At 58.6% G+C, this 15594-nt stretch carries 16 protein-coding genes; 5 read left to right on the top strand and 11 right to left on the bottom strand.

The annotated features are described in order from the left end of the window. Positions 1 to 77: 77 nt before the first annotated feature. The 3 genes from AB5Y67_RS20535 to AB5Y67_RS20545 are packed head-to-tail and all read left to right on the top strand — an operon-like array spanning position 78 to position 4364. On the top strand, positions 78 to 1868 hold the full coding sequence (locus tag AB5Y67_RS20535) for an assimilatory sulfite reductase (NADPH) flavoprotein subunit (RefSeq protein ID WP_064340790.1): 1791 nt from the start codon (positions 78 to 80) through the stop codon (positions 1866 to 1868). Beyond that, positions 1868 to 3592, top strand: a complete 1725-nt coding sequence (cysI, locus tag AB5Y67_RS20540) for an assimilatory sulfite reductase (NADPH) hemoprotein subunit (protein ID WP_150389529.1) — start codon at positions 1868 to 1870, stop codon at positions 3590 to 3592. Before AB5Y67_RS20535 ends, cysI begins: the two co-directional genes overlap by 1 nt. Then, positions 3582 to 4364, top strand: coding sequence for a phosphoadenylyl-sulfate reductase (locus tag AB5Y67_RS20545; RefSeq protein ID WP_150389530.1), 783 nt, complete (start codon positions 3582 to 3584; stop codon positions 4362 to 4364). The genes cysI and AB5Y67_RS20545 overlap by 11 nt, the downstream gene beginning before the upstream one ends. Before the next feature lie 79 nt (positions 4365 to 4443). Here AB5Y67_RS20545 and folA read toward each other — a convergent pair whose 3' ends face one another. The 4 genes from folA to AB5Y67_RS20565 all read right to left on the bottom strand — a co-directional run bounded on the left by folA (position 4444) and on the right by AB5Y67_RS20565 (position 6786). After that, positions 4444 to 4935 (bottom strand): type 3 dihydrofolate reductase, encoded by a 492-nt coding sequence (gene folA, locus AB5Y67_RS20550; protein WP_150389531.1) that lies wholly within the window; start codon positions 4933 to 4935, stop codon positions 4444 to 4446. 18 nt (positions 4936 to 4953) lie between these two features. Continuing rightward, entirely contained in the window at positions 4954 to 5421 is a 468-nt protein-coding gene (locus AB5Y67_RS20555) for a threonine/serine exporter family protein (RefSeq protein WP_026035076.1), read from the bottom strand. Next, positions 5418 to 6215 carry a threonine/serine exporter family protein gene (locus AB5Y67_RS20560; RefSeq protein ID WP_005348133.1) on the bottom strand — a complete coding sequence of 266 codons (798 nt, stop codon included), beginning with the start codon at positions 6213 to 6215 and terminating at the stop codon, positions 5418 to 5420. Before AB5Y67_RS20560 ends, AB5Y67_RS20555 begins: the two co-directional genes overlap by 4 nt. Positions 6216 to 6450: 235 nt before the next feature. Beyond that, a complete protein-coding gene (locus AB5Y67_RS20565; RefSeq protein WP_021229719.1) occupies positions 6451 to 6786 on the bottom strand; it encodes a DUF3135 domain-containing protein in 336 nt (111 codons plus the stop codon). Positions 6787 to 7179: 393 nt separating this feature from the next. Here AB5Y67_RS20565 and mog point away from each other — a divergent pair, with 393 nt between their 5' ends. Next, the gene (mog, locus tag AB5Y67_RS20570; protein ID WP_005348144.1) at positions 7180 to 7710 is read left to right on the top strand and encodes a molybdopterin adenylyltransferase; all 531 of its coding nucleotides are present in this window, start codon (positions 7180 to 7182) and stop codon (positions 7708 to 7710) included. A gap of 83 nt (positions 7711 to 7793) precedes the next feature. Here mog and AB5Y67_RS20575 read toward each other — a convergent pair whose 3' ends face one another. The 6 genes from AB5Y67_RS20575 to trmB form a co-directional block, all read right to left on the bottom strand. Next, a complete protein-coding gene (locus AB5Y67_RS20575) occupies positions 7794 to 8195 on the bottom strand; it encodes a DUF2541 family protein (protein WP_103250950.1) in 402 nt (133 codons plus the stop codon). A 167-nt stretch (positions 8196 to 8362) separates the two neighbouring features. Next, complete coding sequence (locus AB5Y67_RS20580) at positions 8363 to 8572, bottom strand: YgdI/YgdR family lipoprotein (protein ID WP_005335219.1); 210 nt, start codon at positions 8570 to 8572, stop codon at positions 8363 to 8365. A gap of 203 nt (positions 8573 to 8775) precedes the next feature. Next, complete coding sequence (locus AB5Y67_RS20585) at positions 8776 to 10071, bottom strand: sulfurtransferase (RefSeq protein ID WP_005335221.1); 1296 nt, start codon at positions 10069 to 10071, stop codon at positions 8776 to 8778. 29 nt (positions 10072 to 10100) lie between these two features. Then, on the bottom strand, positions 10101 to 11021 hold the full coding sequence (gene glsB / locus AB5Y67_RS20590) for a glutaminase B (protein WP_199427351.1): 921 nt from the start codon (positions 11019 to 11021) through the stop codon (positions 10101 to 10103). A gap of 122 nt (positions 11022 to 11143) precedes the next feature. Then, complete coding sequence (locus AB5Y67_RS20595) at positions 11144 to 11476, bottom strand: YggL family protein (protein WP_005348158.1); 333 nt, start codon at positions 11474 to 11476, stop codon at positions 11144 to 11146. Between the two features lie 48 nt (positions 11477 to 11524). Continuing rightward, the gene (gene trmB / locus AB5Y67_RS20600; protein ID WP_005335228.1) at positions 11525 to 12238 is read right to left on the bottom strand and encodes a tRNA (guanosine(46)-N7)-methyltransferase TrmB; all 714 of its coding nucleotides are present in this window, start codon (positions 12236 to 12238) and stop codon (positions 11525 to 11527) included. A 349-nt stretch (positions 12239 to 12587) separates the two neighbouring features. Between trmB and AB5Y67_RS20605 the strand changes: the two genes are divergently transcribed. After that, positions 12588 to 13769 (top strand): PLP-dependent aminotransferase family protein, encoded by a 1182-nt coding sequence (locus AB5Y67_RS20605; RefSeq protein ID WP_199427352.1) that lies wholly within the window; start codon positions 12588 to 12590, stop codon positions 13767 to 13769. A gap of 74 nt (positions 13770 to 13843) precedes the next feature. Here AB5Y67_RS20605 and AB5Y67_RS20610 read toward each other — a convergent pair whose 3' ends face one another. Next, positions 13844 to 15373: an EAL domain-containing protein gene (locus AB5Y67_RS20610; protein ID WP_325793506.1), complete on the bottom strand. Its 1530-nt coding sequence runs from the start codon at positions 15371 to 15373 to the stop codon at positions 13844 to 13846. Positions 15374 to 15594: the final 221 nt, after the last annotated feature.

A 15594-nucleotide genomic window follows, 5' to 3' on the forward strand; every position in this document is an offset into this window, starting at 1 on the left:
AAGATATTTTTATTCTTTGTTGTTATCCAACACGCCCTTTAATCTGGCCAAAAATCAGACCATGGAAGACGCGTGTGATGCAATTGAAGGATTCCCCATTCAACCTCTCCCCCCTCTCTGACGAGCAACAACGTCAGCTGGGTCAGGTACTCTCGACCCTCAATACCCAGCAACTGGCTTGGGTGAGCGGATATCTCTACGGCCTCTCCCAGAGCGGTCACCAAGGCGTTGCAACCAGCGCCGCCGTGGCTGCGCCCAGCGGCAGCCTGACCATTCTCTACGGCTCCCAGACCGGCAACGCCAAAGGGGTCGCCACTGCCATCAAGGCGCAGGCAGAGGCCCGCGGCCTCCCCGTCACCCTAGCATCGATGGCCGACTACAAACCCAAGCAGCTCAAGAAAGAGAGCCACCTGCTGGTGGTAGTGAGCACTTACGGGGAGGGTGAACCGCCGGAGAGCGCCGTCGATCTGTTCGAGCAGCTTAAAAAAGGCAAGATTGGCAAGCTGGACGGCCTCAAGTTCGCGGTGCTGGGGCTGGGTGACAGCTCCTACGAATTTTTCTGCCAGACCGGCAAAGATTTTGACAACTTCCTCGCCACCGCTGGAGCCGAGCGGATTTATGAGCTCGCCAGCCTCGATGTGGATTATCAGGATGCAGCCAAGGCGTGGGGCGAACAGGCACTCAACGCCATCACCGCAACCCTCTCTACCGGAGCGGCCAGCAGCAGCGTAGCAAGCGCGGTGCAGCAGGCGGTTGGCCACAGCCAATACAGCAAGGAGAACCCCTTCCCTGCACGCCTGTCGGTCAATCAGAAGATCACTGGCCGAGATTCCACCAAGGATATCCGCCATATCGAGATCAATCTGGCCGACTCCGGCCTCACCTATCAGCCGGGAGATGCCCTCGGTGTCTGGTTCGACAACGACGCCGAACTGGTGGGCGAAGTGCTGGCCCTGACCAGCCTATCCGGCGATGAAGCCACGGCCCACGGCACCTTGCTCGCCGCACTGACCGGTCACTTCGAACTGACCCGGCTGCACGGCGGCTTTATCACAGGACTCGCTGACATATCGGACAACGCAGCGCTGAAAGACTTGGCCGGTGACAAGGCCCAGGTCAATGCACTGGTGGCCTCCGCTCAGGTGGTGGATGTGCTGAAACGCTTCCCGACCGCGCTCACTGCCGAGCAGCTGGTTGGCCTGCTGCGCCCCCTCACCCCGCGCCTCTACTCCATCGCCTCCGCCCAAAGCGAGGTGGAAGAGGAGGTGCACCTGACCGTCGGCGTGGTGCGCTACCCACAGGAAGATGGCACTGTGCGCTCTGGTGCCGCCTCCTCCTATCTGGCGGATCGGCTGATTGAGGATGGCGAGGTGCGGGTATTCGTGGAGCACAACGACAACTTCCGCCTGCCGCAAAACCCCGACACCCCCGTCATCATGGTGGGCCCGGGCACCGGCATCGCCCCGTTCCGCGCCTTTATGCAGGAACGGGAAGCCCAGGGGGCCGAGGGCAAGAACTGGCTCTTCTTCGGCAACCCCCACTTTACCCAGGATTTCCTCTATCAGGTGGAGTGGCAGCGTTATGTGAAATCGGGGCTGCTGTCGAAGATCTCCCTGGCCTTCAGCCGGGATCAGGCCAACAAGATCTATGTGCAGGACCGTCTGCGTGAGGCCGGGCTTGAGCTCTACCAGTGGCTGGAAGCAGGCGCTCACTTCTATGTGTGTGGCGACGCCAACAAGATGGCCAAGGATGTGCAGGAGGCCCTGCTGGAAGTGATTGCCGAACACGGCCACAAGAGCCGTGAGGAAGCAGAAGAGTATTTGAGCGAATTGCGTCGTGCCAAACGTTATCAAAGGGATGTCTATTGATGAGCAAACAACCTCTTTCTCACCCAAAAGCGGGACCGGTCGAAGGGCCGCTGGCCGACAACGAGCGCCTCAAGCGCGAGAGCAACTTCCTGCGTGGCACCATAGAGCAGGATCTGCAGGACCCGCTCACCGGGGGGTTCAACGGCGACAACTTCCAGCTGATCCGCTTTCACGGCATGTACCAGCAGGATGACCGCGACATCCGCCCGGAGCGCGCTGCCCAGAAGCTGGAGCCGCTGCACAACGTCATGCTGCGTGCCCGCCTGCCGGGTGGGATCATCACCCCGACCCAGTGGCAGATCATCGACAAGTTTGCCGAAGAACACAGCCTCTACGGCAGCATCCGCCTGACCACCCGTCAGACCTTCCAGTTCCACGGGGTATTAAAGCGCGACATCAAGCTGATGCACCAGACCCTCAACAGCACCGGCATCGATTCCATCGCCACCGCTGGCGACGTGAACCGCAACGTGCTCTGCACCAGCAACCCGGTGGAGTCAGAGCTGCATCAGGAGGCCTACGAGTGGGCCAAGAAGATCTCCGAGCACCTGCTGCCCAAGACCCGCGCCTACGTGGAAATCTGGCTGGACGGTGAAAAACTGGGGCAGGATGAGGAGCCGATCCTGGGTTCCAACTACCTGCCGCGCAAATTCAAGACCACTGTGGTGATCCCGCCCCACAACGACGTGGATATCCACGCCAACGATCTCAACTTCGTGGCGATTGCCGAAGGTGGCAAGCTGGTGGGCTTCAACGTGCTGGTGGGCGGGGGTCTGGCCATGACCCACGGCGACACCAGCACCTACCCGCGCAAGGCGAGCGACTTTGGCTTTATTCCGCTCTCTCACGTGCTGGAGGTGGCGGCCGCCGTCGTCAGCACCCAGCGCGACTGGGGCAACCGGGTCAACCGCAAGAACGCCAAGACCAAGTACACCCTTGAACGGGTTGGCGTCGAAGCCTTCAAGGCCGAGGTAGAGAGCCGCGCTGGCATCCAGTTCGGGCCGGTTCGCCCCTATAAGTTCACCAGCCGTGGCGATCGCTTCGGTTGGGTCGAGGGGATCGACGGCAAGCATCACCTCACCCTGTTTATCGAGAATGGCCGCCTGCTGGACTTCCCGGGCAAGCCGCTCAAAACCGGCATGCTGGAGATCGCCAAGGTGCATCAGGGGGATTTTCGCCTGACCGCCAACCAGAACCTCATCATCGCCGGGGTGCCTGCCAGCGAGAAGGCCCGCATCGAAGGGCTGGCACGCCAATACGGCCTGCTGGATGACGGCGTAAGCGAGCAGCGCAAGCAGTCCATGGCCTGCGTGGCCCTGCCCACCTGCCCGCTGGCGATGGCCGAGGCCGAACGCATGCTGCCGGAGTTTGTCACCGACATCGAGGGCTTGCTCACCAAGCACGGGCTGGCGGATGACGCCATCATCTTCCGTGTCACCGGTTGCCCCAACGGCTGCGGCCGCGCCATGCTGGCGGAAGTGGGTCTGGTGGGCAAGGCGCCTGGCCGCTACAACCTCCATCTGGGGGGCAACCTGGAAGGCACCCGCATTCCGCGCCTCTATCAGGAGAACATCACCGAGCCGCAGATTTTGGCCGAACTCGACGCGTTGATCGGCCGCTGGGCCACCGAGCGCAATCAGGGTGAGTGCTTCGGCGACTTCGTGATCCGGGTTGGGGTAATTGCCCCCGTTATCGATTCTGCGAGGGACTTCTATGCCGCTTAATGTCACTGAAGATGGCCGCCTTGACCTGCAGGCACTGCTGGCCCTCGGCCGTGAGGAGCAAGTCGAGGCACTGGTGCCCCTCAACCGGGAGCTGGATACTATGAGCGCCCCCGAGCGGGTGTGCTGGGCCCTGGCCAATCTGCCGGGGGAGCATGTGCTCTCATCCAGTTTCGGCATTCAGGCGGCGCTGATGCTCCATCTGGTAAGCCGCGAGCGGGCCGACGTGCCCGTGGTGCTGACCGATACCGGTTATCTCTTCCCCGAAACCTACCGTTTCATCGACGAGCTGACCGAGCGCCTCGCGCTCAACCTGAAGATCTACCGGGCCGAGCTCAGCCCGGCCTGGCAGGAGGCGCGATTTGGTCTCTTGTGGGAGCAGGGGGTTGAGGGGATCACCCGCTACAACCAGCTCAACAAGGTGGAGCCGATGGACCGCGCCCTGCGTGAGCTGGGGGCCCAGACCTGGTTCTCCGGCCTGCGCCGGGAGCAGTCCGGCAGCCGTGGCAAGCTGCCGGTGCTCGGCATCCAGCGCGGCCGCTTCAAGTTCCTGCCGGTGATCGACTGGAGCAACAAGGATGTCTTCTACTACTTCAAGGAGTTCGACCTCCCCTACCACCCGCTGTGGGAGCAGGGTTATCTCTCGGTGGGCGATGTCCACACCACCGCCAAGTGGGAGCCGGGCATGAGCGAGGAGCAGACCCGCTTCTTCGGCCTCAAGCGCGAGTGCGGTTTGCACGAGGAAAATGGCGAGAACGACGGCTCAGGCATCTAATCCCGTCTTGAAAACCCAACAAAACAACAAGGGCATCCGAAGATGCCCTTGTTGTTATTTGCCCATTAGCATTCGTCCGTCAGCGGCGCTGCCAGGTCTCGAAGCTATAGGGGTGCGGGTTCTTCTCATCGGCAGGGTGGCTCTCGCAATCAACGCGTTGCCAGTGGCCATCGTCAAAAGCGGGGAAACGGGTATCCCCCTCCACCGCCAGATCGATTTGCGTCAGATAGAGGCAATCCGCGCTCGGCAACATCTCGGCATAGAGATGACCACCACCGATCACCATCAACTCCTCCACCAAGCTGCCTGCCAACAGAGCCAGCGCCGCCTCGACGGAGCCCACCACCTCAATGCCCTCGGCCTGATAGCCGGGATTGCGGCTGATCACCAGATTGCGCCGTCCGGGTAGCGGTCGACCGATGGATTCAAAGGTTTTGCGCCCCATCAATACCGGTTTGCCAAGGGTGACACGCTTGAAGTGAGCCAGATCGGCAGGCAGATGCCAGGGCATCTGGTTGTCCTTGCCGATCACCCTGTCGTGGGCCATGGCGGCAATCATGGAAATCTTCATGGGGCCTCTCACCGTCTGTCAGATTATGGGGCGGTTACGGTACACGACCAGAGAGGGGATCGCCAAACCGAAACTGAGGGCACCGACGATAAAGAGCGCCTTGAGGCCGTTCTCCACCGCACTCTGGATCAACTCCATGGTCACGCCGTTGATGTTGAGCTCTACCACCGCAATCATGGTCTTGAACGCATAACTGCCCGGGATCATCGGAATGATGGAGGCAACGCTGAACACCGGACGAGGCGCCAGCAGACGGCGAGACCAGTAGACGCAGACAAAGCCGACCGTGGTCGCCGCCGCCAGCGTCGCCCACTCGATGGGCATACCATAGTGGATCAGCAAGGTACGCAGGCTGTGGGCCAGCGCGCCGCCCATGGCGCAATACTTCAGCATCCGTGGTGGCACGTTGAACAGCATGGCAAACCCCACCGCCGGGATGGAGGACCAGAAGGCATCCTTGGCCAGTAGCCAGAGCAAATCCATCATACTTTCCACCCCCAGATCCCGGTGACCGACATGGCCAAAATGATACCTATGGCGGCGCTGATGGTCAGCAGGGTCGCAGTCCCCCAGCGGGCCAAGCCCATGTTGAAGTAGCCCTTCACCATGTCGGAGACCGCATTGATCAGCGGAAAGCCCGGCACCAGCAGCAGCACGCTGGCCGCCATGGCGAGATAGGGCTGGTCACCCCAGTTGAAGAAGGTGGCGCTGGAGGAGAGCAAGGTGGCAATAAAGCCGGTGGCGGCAAAGTTGATGAGCGGGCTGTGGTGATGGCGGGCCATCAGCTGGCGCACCCGCATCGCCACGGCAGACGAGAAACAGGTCACCAGGAAGATGGGCCAGTCTCCGCCAAACAGCAGGCTAAAGGCACCACAGGAGAGCCCCACCATGGGGACCACCAGCCAGGGGTGATAGTGGAAGGGGACGATGGCTTCGAGGCGCTGGCGCACTTCACGGGCACCGATCAGCTCTTTTTCCGCCATGATGCAGATCCGCTGGATCTCGCACACCACCTGCATATTGATGCCATGTTCGCGTACTCGCCGGGTAGTGGTGACGCAACCCCCCTGATAGAGGCTGGTGAGCACAATGGCACTGGAAGAGATGGCCATCTCGACACTCTCCAGCCCCAGCGCCATCCCCAGCCGCACCGTGGTCTGCTCGATGATCCGGCTCTCCGCCCCGAACTGGGCCAACATCTGACCCACCTTGACGATAATGCGGGTGATCTCTGTCTGTTGCTCCCGCGACAACACCCGTCTTGGTGTGATACTTCTCATAATCCCTTCGAGTCGTAGCAATAAAAATTTCGGCCATATTAGCCTAACTTTTACTGTTATTCATCCACCCCTATCACAACCTGACTAATTAGTTATTACAAGAAGGATAAAAGAGGTTACATCACAAATACATTACGACTAACATTAAAAACCATAACAATCAGGTCGCCAGCAATTCCCTTTATCATGGCCTCACCGATTTGGCTGAAATATCATTCAAGGGGGTTATTGCAGATTATTTGCGACGTCGATAGTCCGCCAGATGGATTATTTTACCACTGCCATCGCTTTCAGGCGGAGGGTCCCCCTCTTCTCTGAACTGGCTCATTTCGCTGCGCATCAAATAAAAAGATTCCCGCATCATGTTGGTAATCCGGATACAGCTATCAAGATTGTTTTTCGCCAGCCGGCGCTGACCATCAATCTTGAACTGCAACCCGCGCAGACGGCGCTGCTGATCGGGGCTCGCACGGGCCATCAACTGGTCGATCTGCTGCTCCAGAATCGCATCCAGCCGGGAGGGCTCACTCGCAGCCAACTCCTTCAGGGTGTCAAAATCAGGCAACTCCATATGCCCTCCTTGGCGACTATTGCTGGCAACACACTGCGGTACCACACCATCACGTCCCAGCCATATAAATCTGTATATACGACGCGGCTAAAAAGGGTTCAATCCATCCACTGGCGACTAAACCGGATAATGGTCACTACGAGGGTGTCTATCTATTTTAATTGTGTTTGGAAACAAGCGATTGTTTTTAATTCAGGCGAGATAAAACACTTATACATTTTAGGTTGTGATTTTCTGTTTTTTATTGCAAATAAAAATCCGGGTGGCCTTATTTTGCTTCATTCGACACTTTATTCTTCCCTCACCGACCCGCGTCATCTCCTGACGGTTTAACATATCTCACTGATTATGTTATTTTAATTGCCACTTTTATCGGACATTCAAGAGCAGACCATGAGCAAGGCAAAAATCGGTATCGTCACCGTCAGCGATCGCGCCAGCGCGGGCATCTATGAAGACCTCTCCGGCAAGGCCATCATCGACACCCTGAACGCCTATCTGACCTCGGAGTGGGAACCTGTCTATCAGGTGATCCCCGATGAGCAGGAGCAGATTGAAGCGACCCTGATCCGGCTGGCGGATGAGGAGCAGTGTTGCCTTATCGTCACCACAGGCGGCACCGGTCCGGCCAAGCGGGATGTCACGCCGGAAGCGACCGAGGCGGTATGTGATCGCATGATGCCGGGCTTTGGCGAGCTGATGCGGGCCGAATCCCTCAAGTTTGTGCCGACTGCCATTCTGTCGCGCCAGACTGCCGGGCTGCGCGACGATACCCTGATCGTCAATCTGCCGGGCAAGCCCAAATCAATCCGCGAATGTCTGGATGCAGTCTTCCCCGCCATCCCCTACTGTATCGATTTGATGGAAGGGCCGTATCTCGAGTGCGATGAAACTGTCATCAAGCCGTTTCGGCCGAAAAAATAGCGAACCCGACCATAAAAAATAATGGCGAGCCACGGCTCGCCATTATTTTTAACTCATCTGTTTGCGCAGAAAAACCGCATCAATTATTTGCGGCCGAATACTTTTACGCCCGCTTTGCTGCGCTCTGAATTACCGTACACTTCGATTTTTTTCACACAACGGCGCGAGCCCAGTGATTTCCACTCGGTCTCTTTATCACTGCTCATTTCCCGATCGAAACGAATGGTCTTGGTACGATCACCACCATAGGTCACCACCACCCGATCCAGGGTCAAATCACGCTCCGCCTTCACCTTGATATATTTGGTCTGACGGCAAACCACCAAAGGAATTGTCGCACCATGATCACCGGCTCCCAGCAAAATAGTCCGCCCCAGCGTGAACTGATCGTCACTGGCATGGCTGGCTGACGCCACCACCAGCAAGGCACCACCCAGCAAGCTGCGCGCGGAAAAACGGGAATTCCAGATAGACATCAAGGACATAACACCTCCAATAAAAAATGGAGTGTGATGATAAGGGTTAAACCATAACGGAAGCTGTATCACGGCTGAATTTGCTGCGAATGTGCGGGGATCAACAGATAAAACAGCGCGACTTTTCGGCAAAAAGAGAAGAGCCGCAGATAGCGGCCCTTGCGGCAAGAGAGCGCTTAGCGCTCCATGATTTGGGTCACGTCATCTTTCTTGATCATTACCTCGCGCCCTTCATGATCGTAATAGCGATACATGCCGGTGCTCTCGTCCAGCTTGGGTTTGCTCTCTGTGGTGATCATCTTGCCATCCTTGGTGCTCATGATGTATTGGGAGCTGCATGCCACCAGCCCCAGGGCGCACACCAGGATCATCATCAGTTTTTTCATTGCGGCCTCTTCTGCGATCATCCTCACCACGAGGATGTTTCTTGAAGCCTAGTTCAATCGCACGGCACGGGATGGCGGGATGAGCAAAGCGGGATCGCCGTCAATAATCAGCGACTTAGCCTCGCTATCTGGCCGGGTGGCGAGCGCAATGAAAAAGGCCGGACATCTCTGTCCGGCCTCTTCTTTTCAGCGCAAGCACGTAATCAGGACTTGGCAGGCTGACGCTCACCGGTCACGGTCGGGTTCTTGGGATCGGAACTCCACTCGTACCAACCACCGTCGTAGACGCTGATCTGTTTCCAGTCCATCAGCCAAGCGTAGAAGAAGGCCTCGGAGGCGCGCCAGCCGGTACCGCAGTAGAACGCCGCCTGCTGGGTCGGCTCGATATTCCACTGGTCCCACATGGCGAGGATCTCGCGGGCCGGCTTCATGGTGCCGTCCGGGTTGTGGAAGTCGCTCATGCTGTTGGCATCCACCCCGCCGTGACCCCACTTGGCCCCCGGGATATCGCCCTTCGGCTTGATGTAGCTGTAGCCAGAGGTGTTGCCGACAAACTCGTCCCAGGTACGCACGCTGACCAGGGCGCTATCGGGCTGCTTGAGCAGCTCTTTCGCCTGACTTAGCGTGGTGTAGTACTCGGGGTGAGCGGGAATGGCCACGCCAAACTCCTTCACCGGCTCATATTTGTTGGGCAGACCGGTTTCGGTACGCAGGTGCTGGATAAACCAGGCATCCAGACCACCGTCCAGCAGGCGCACATCTTCCACCCCCGCATACATCATCAGATGCGCGGCACGGGCAGCCGCCATGGTGTTGCGACCATAGAGGATGACGGTGGTGTCGTGACGGATGCCGTTATCCAGCAGCAGCTTCTTGAGCGCTTCGTCAGAGACCTTGTTCCACAGCGGCTCCTCTTCGAGGCTGTTGGTATCGATATAACCGGCCCCCGGGATGTGGCTGATGAGGTAGGCCTTGGGTGAACCCCAATCCACTTCAAACAGCTTCCAGTCACCCTTGGGCGCCGCGGCAACCGGCTTGCCCTCTTGCAGATCCGCCAACCAGCGCGGATAGACCAGCTGCTGCCAGCGTGCCAGCGACTCGCGCGGTGCGGCTTGCCACCCTTGCAGCTCGAACAGCTGCTTGATCCCCTGCTTGCGCAGCAGACGGGCCACCTCGGCCACTTCGCGGGACGCACCGTAGAGGGCAACCGGACGATCGGCCTTCAGACCCTTGATCTCGAGCGCCTTTGGCCACTCTTCATCGCTGTATTTCCACTCGGCTGAGAGGTTCTCGGCGCCCGCCACATGGCCGCCCTGCTTCTCCCCTTCCATCGGCCACCCCTGATAGAAGTAGCTGGCGCGGGTATCCAGGATGACAGCCTGTTTGGCCTTGGCATCGGCCAGCGAGAGCGGTGGCAACTCCCCTGCCACGGCGGGCAGGGCACACCAGAGCAGTAAGGTCGCCAGCGCGGCCTGCAGGAAGCGAAGATGTCGTTTCATGGTGATTTCTCGATTCATAGTGAACAAGGTTAAAAAATGGAGCGACCCAGCCGCTCGGCCAGCAGCTCCAGCGCCGCCGTCCCCGCCAGCGAGTTGCCAGCTTTGTTGAGCTCGGGCGACCAGACACAGACGCAGAGCTCGCCCGGGATCAGGGCGATGATACCGCCGCCGACACCCGATTTGCCCGGCATGCCGACCCGATAGGCAAAATCGCCCGCCTCATCATAGAGACCGCAGGTGGCGAGCAGGGCGTTGACCTGCTTGGTGGTGCGGGCGGGCAGCAGCGGTACGCTCTCGCCCAGTGGCACACCACGGTTGGCCAGATAGATGAATGCCCGCGCCAGATCGACGCAGCTCATGCGAATGGCACAGGCATTGAAGTAGCTTTGCAGCACCTTGTCCACTTCGTTTTCGAAGTTGCCGTAGGCCTTCATCAGATAGGCGATGGCGGCGTTGCGGGCAGAGTGCTGATATTCGGAGCGGGCGACGACCTGATCCGCAATGATGGCCGAATTGCCGGAAAGGCGGCGCACCAGCTCGAGGGTACGCTGACGGGGCGCAGTGAGGCGTGTCTCCAGCAGATCGCTCACCACCAGCGCCCCGGCATTGATAAAGGGGTTGCGGGGGATCCCCTGCTCGAACTCGAGCTGAACCAGCGAGTTGAAGGGCTGGCCGGAGGGCTCCTTGCCAACACGGGCCCAGATCTCCTCCTCCTGATAGAGGGTGAGTGCCAGGGTCAGGCTCAGGGCCTTGGAGATACTCTGGATGGAGAAGGGTTCAAAAGCGTCACCGGCGGTGAACAGCTCCCCCTCGACGGTACAGACAGCGATACCGAGCCGATCGGCAGGCACCTGAGCCAGTGCCGGAATGTAGTCGGCCACCTTGCCTTGTCCCAGCAACGGGCGCACCTCTTCAAGGATGCTGGCCAGTAATTCGGATGACAACACCATAAGCAATAAGCGATTCCATGACTAAAACAGCGGTGGAGATCCCATCCCCACTGACAAAAATCCCGCCATCGGCGGGATTTTTCAGTTACCCACAACAAGGCGCCAGATGCGGCAGCCTTGTATCAGGCCGGTTCACCGTACCAGAGGTCGAACAGCTCGGTAACGACCACGGCTTCCATCCCCTTGCCTTCCAGCCAGGATTTGACGGCAGCGCGGTCTTCTTCGGTGCACTTGCCCAGTTGCTGGGTGCAGATCATCCCTTCCCAGGCCAGGTGACCGGAGCCGGCAAAAGCCAGTTTACGGGGTTCAACAACCTCATCGATCATCGCATCGACTACCGCATCGATGGTCTCTTCGGCAGTGCCGACCGGGAAGTTGAAACTGATGTCGAAACCCATTTCCTGGAATTCATCGACGCGCAGTTTCTTGCGCAGGCGGCGGCTACGATTGGCCATGATAGCTCCTCAAGTTAGTTGATACGCTAGGTGTGTTGACGTGCCAGCTTAGCTGACACGCTTGAAAATCAGATCCCAAACCCCGTGGCCGAGACGGTGGCCACGTTGTTCAAATTTGGTTAGCGGACGCCAGTCCGGACGCGGCACCCAGTTACCGGTGGCAGAGGTGTTCTCGTAACCCTCGGCGGCGCTCATCACTTCCAGCATGTGCTCGGCATAGTTTTCCCAGTCGGTCGCCATGTGGAACACGCCACCGATGGCCAGCTTCTGGCGAATGTCCTGGGCAAATGCAGGCTGCACGATGCGACGCTTGTGGTGACGGCTCTTGTGCCAGGGGTCCGGGAAGAAGAGCTGCAGGCAGGAGAGTGAACCGTTCGGGATCATGTGCTCCAGCACCTCGACCGCATCGTGACAGATCACTTTCAGATTGGTGACGCCCGCTTCCTGAGCGGTACCCAGACAGGCGCCCACGCCCGGGGAGTGCACTTCAATGCCGATGAAGTTCTTCTCGGGGGCATTCTTGGCCATCTCAACCAGAGAGGCGCCCATGCCAAAGCCGATCTCCAGCACCACAGGAGCCTCGCGACCAAACAGTGCGACCAGATCGAGCTGCTTTGGCTCGAAATCGATGCCCATGACCGGCCAGAGCTCTTCCAGGGCCTTCTCCTGCCCTTTGGTCAGGCGGCCTTCGCGACGGACAAAGCTGCGGATCTTGCGCATGAACTTGCCGTCTTCGTTAAATACATCTTGGGTCACAGGCATAATGGTCTCGTTATTTCATCAATCCGGGTAATACATCTTGTGTCCGATCCCGAGCGGGACCGCTCGCGGCTCGGCATTTCATCGACCCGCGAAAACAGGGGAGCGAATTATCCCAAGATAGGCCCAAGGCGCAAGTGTTTCGCGCAACAAATATTCCGGCCATCCACTTCCCAGCTACCTCACTGGCATCGCCACACCGACTAACCGTCCAATATAATCCGCAGTAGAGTCGTTCCAGCCCTTTTTTGGCGATTTTTGTGACAATCATTGCCTCATTTCTGAAATCTGATACAAACGGATAACCTGGCGGTCGAATGGAGCGACCGCCCACATGCCGAGAGAATTGTCTATGCAGCCGTTTTTTGCCCAGCGCTTCGAGAAGGTTGAACCTTCCTTTATCCGTGAAATCCTCAAAGTTGCCGCCAATCCGGAGATCATCTCCTTCGCCGGTGGCCTGCCCAATCCCCACCTGTTTCCGGTCAAGGCGATCGATCAGGCCTGTCAGGATGTGCTGCGCGAGCAAGGGGCTGCCGCCCTGCAATATGCGGCGACCGAAGGCTTCGCCCCGCTGCGCCAATATATTGCCGACCGCTATCTGGCCCGCCACGGCATGCAGGTCAATCCGGACAACATCCTCATCACCAGCGGCTCCCAGCAGGCGCTGGATCTGCTGGGCAAGGTGCTGATCGACGAGGGTCAGGATCTCATCATCGAAGAGCCGGGTTACCTTGGCGCCATTCAGGCTTTTTCTGTCTACCAGCCCACCTTCAAGCCGATCACCCTTGAAGAAGAGGGTCTGGATCTGGCGGCGCTGGATGCGCTGCTGGCAAGCGGCTCCAATGCCAAGCTGCTCTACGGCGTGCCCAACTTCCAGAACCCGAGCGGAGTCTCCTACAGCCGCGCTAACCGCGAGGCACTGGCCGAGCGACTGGTGCGCCACGAGCTGTTGATGGTGGAAGATGATCCCTACGGCGAGCTGCGTTTCGAGGGCGAGCATCTGCCCCCCATTGCCAAGCTGGCGCCAAACAATACCGTGCTGCTCGGCTCTTTCTCGAAAACCGTGGTGCCCGCCTTCCGGCTGGGCTGGATGGTGATGCCGGAGTGGCTGCGCAAGAAGGTGACCATCGCCAAGCAGGCCACCGATCTGCACAGCAACGCCTTCAGCCAGCAGGTGCTGCACCGCTTCCTGACCGACAACTCCCTCGACGCTCACTTGGAGAAGATCAAGGAGGTCTATGGCCGCCAGCGCGCTGCCATGGAGGCCGCGTTGGCCCGTCACTGCCCGCCCGGTGTCAGCTACACCAGACCGGAAGGGGGTATGTTCCTCTGGCTGACCCTGCCTTCCCACATCAGTGCCATGGCGCTGTTTGACGAGGCGATCAAGGAGAAGGTGGCCTTCGTACCCGGCGCCCCCTTCTACGTGCGCCCCGAGATCAAGAACACCCTGCGCCTGAGCTTCTCCTGCGTCGATGAAGCGACCATTGAAGAGGGGGTCAAACGCTTGGCCCGCGCCCTCCAGCGCATGCTCTGATCGCCCAAGCCAAACCGTATCAACAAAAAAACCAGCGAGTGATCGCTGGTTTTTTATGCTCCCCATTCAACCGTTCAGCCAAACAGGGTCTTGCAAAACTGCTTCATCGGAATGGGGCGGCTGTAACGATACCCTTGCAGATAGTCAACGTGGCGCGCCCGCAGGTAGTCCGCCTGCGACTGCTTCTCGACCCCCTCCGCGATCAGGATCAATTCAAGTCGCTTCGCCAGATCAATCACGTTTTCAACGATATGACTGGAGAGTGCATCCGTGCCGATCATCTCTACAAAGCTCCGGTCAATCTTGATTGCATCGACCTGAAACTGTTGCAGATAGGTGAGACTGGAGTGACCGGTGCCAAAATCATCGATAGAGATCAACACGCCCAGTTTGCGCAACTCGGCAAACATCCGGGCCGTTGTCTCATCAGCTACCAGCAGTTCACGCTCAGTCAGCTCCAGCCCTAAATCAACGGGATTGTCCTTAAACGCGTCGAGAAACGCCTTGCAGTCAGCCAACAGGTCGAGATCCTGAAAGTGCTTGGCGCTGATATTGAAGCAAAAGTGAAACTTTGCCGGCAGCTTGCGGGCATAAGGGGAGAAGTGGTCGCGCACCTGCGCCATCAACAGGCTGGTCATGGGCACGATCAGCCCGCTATCTTCCGCCAGCGGAATAAAGCGATCCGGCGAGATCATCCCCTGCTTGGGATGCTGCCAGCGCATCAGCACCTCACAGCCACGCCACTGCTCATCCTCACCGGAGACCACCGGCTGCAGATAGGGGATAAACTCCTCTTCGATCAACGCCCGCTTGAGCTCTTCCGCTGGTGAGCTGCTACGCCCCATCAGCCTGAAGGTGCCGAATCCAATCAGCAGCGCCAGCAACGGAGAGAGGAACAAGGTATATCTGGAGTAGCGCCATGCGTGGCTCCAGTAGTCATGCACCGTGACCCGGGTGACGACCTGATAGGGGAAATCGGCCGAAGCGAGGGCAATATAACCTTCTTCTGTCGGAGAGGGCGCAGCCCCGACCTGACCTGAGCCAAACAGAGCCCTCTGCCCCACCACGAGAGCCATCGGGGAGTTCTTGCTGGAGATCTCCAGGGTATTGCGCAGGTAGTAGCCATCTACACCGATCAGCACACTCCCCTTGTCCGTTTCATGACGCAGAACGATCAAGGGGCGATCCGGTGTGACCTCATTGCCAGGCAGCAGTTGCAACCTGCCATCCACATAGCGGTCGGGATTGAAGGGGCCATCGTAGTCACCATAGAGCGAGGTGCAGTAGATGTGGCTGCCGACAGCCAGATTGGCGGAACGGACATAAGGCACCGTGGCCACCTGTTCGCGCAGCAGTTGTGCCGCCTCCTTGCAGGAGTGACCAAGCATCCCCTTCACATTGATGGCCGCATGCTGGGCATGGCCGATGGAGCGCTCAAACATCACACGGGCATGCTGCAACCGTGAATCGGCATCACGCTCTGTCTCCGTCACGGTCTGCCAGATAACGGCAACAACCCCCAGCAGCAGGATCCCGCCCCCCATCAGCAGCGCCAACAGAATCCTCGAGTAAAGCTGGCGACGTTTCAAACGACGAAATGGCATGGCGGCCTCTTTGATACTCGGATAATGGGTGACAGCCTCGGTGGACAGGCGAAAAGGGTCGCCATAATAGCGATTGTTCAACAAATCTCCACCCAACAAAAATCAATCAATTCAAACTATTGTTCAACAATATGTCGTAAGAAGAGGATAGAGTTAAAAAACGTCAAACAGAAAACTCCCGAAGCACGCCTCACTTGTTGAAGGGAAGCCACACCATTAAA

Source organism: Aeromonas sp. s12 (assembly GCF_040907925.1).
In the GTDB taxonomy this organism is placed as follows: domain Bacteria; phylum Pseudomonadota; class Gammaproteobacteria; order Enterobacterales; family Aeromonadaceae; genus Aeromonas; species Aeromonas veronii.

What these genes read in the sequence shown, in the direction of transcription:
- AB5Y67_RS20535 (WP_064340790.1), top strand. Translation starts at nt 78, where the DNA reads ATGCAATTGAAGGATTCCCCATTCAACCTCTCCCCCCTCTCTGACGAG.
- cysI (WP_150389529.1), top strand. Translation starts at nt 1,868, where the DNA reads ATGAGCAAACAACCTCTTTCTCACCCAAAAGCGGGACCGGTCGAAGGG.
- AB5Y67_RS20545 (WP_150389530.1), top strand. Translation starts at nt 3,582, where the DNA reads ATGCCGCTTAATGTCACTGAAGATGGCCGCCTTGACCTGCAGGCACTG.
- folA (WP_150389531.1), bottom strand. Translation starts at nt 4,935, where the DNA reads ATGAAGATTTCCATGATTGCCGCCATGGCCCACGACAGGGTGATCGGC.
- AB5Y67_RS20555 (WP_026035076.1), bottom strand. Translation starts at nt 5,421, where the DNA reads ATGATGGATTTGCTCTGGCTACTGGCCAAGGATGCCTTCTGGTCCTCC.
- AB5Y67_RS20560 (WP_005348133.1), bottom strand. Translation starts at nt 6,215, where the DNA reads ATGAGAAGTATCACACCAAGACGGGTGTTGTCGCGGGAGCAACAGACA.
- AB5Y67_RS20565 (WP_021229719.1), bottom strand. Translation starts at nt 6,786, where the DNA reads ATGGAGTTGCCTGATTTTGACACCCTGAAGGAGTTGGCTGCGAGTGAG.
- mog (WP_005348144.1), top strand. Translation starts at nt 7,180, where the DNA reads ATGAGCAAGGCAAAAATCGGTATCGTCACCGTCAGCGATCGCGCCAGC.
- AB5Y67_RS20575 (WP_103250950.1), bottom strand. Translation starts at nt 8,195, where the DNA reads ATGTCCTTGATGTCTATCTGGAATTCCCGTTTTTCCGCGCGCAGCTTG.
- AB5Y67_RS20580 (WP_005335219.1), bottom strand. Translation starts at nt 8,572, where the DNA reads ATGAAAAAACTGATGATGATCCTGGTGTGCGCCCTGGGGCTGGTGGCA.
- AB5Y67_RS20585 (WP_005335221.1), bottom strand. Translation starts at nt 10,071, where the DNA reads ATGAAACGACATCTTCGCTTCCTGCAGGCCGCGCTGGCGACCTTACTG.
- glsB (WP_199427351.1), bottom strand. Translation starts at nt 11,021, where the DNA reads ATGGTGTTGTCATCCGAATTACTGGCCAGCATCCTTGAAGAGGTGCGC.
- AB5Y67_RS20595 (WP_005348158.1), bottom strand. Translation starts at nt 11,476, where the DNA reads ATGGCCAATCGTAGCCGCCGCCTGCGCAAGAAACTGCGCGTCGATGAA.
- trmB (WP_005335228.1), bottom strand. Translation starts at nt 12,238, where the DNA reads ATGCCTGTGACCCAAGATGTATTTAACGAAGACGGCAAGTTCATGCGC.
- AB5Y67_RS20605 (WP_199427352.1), top strand. Translation starts at nt 12,588, where the DNA reads ATGCAGCCGTTTTTTGCCCAGCGCTTCGAGAAGGTTGAACCTTCCTTT.
- AB5Y67_RS20610 (WP_325793506.1), bottom strand. Translation starts at nt 15,373, where the DNA reads ATGCCATTTCGTCGTTTGAAACGTCGCCAGCTTTACTCGAGGATTCTG.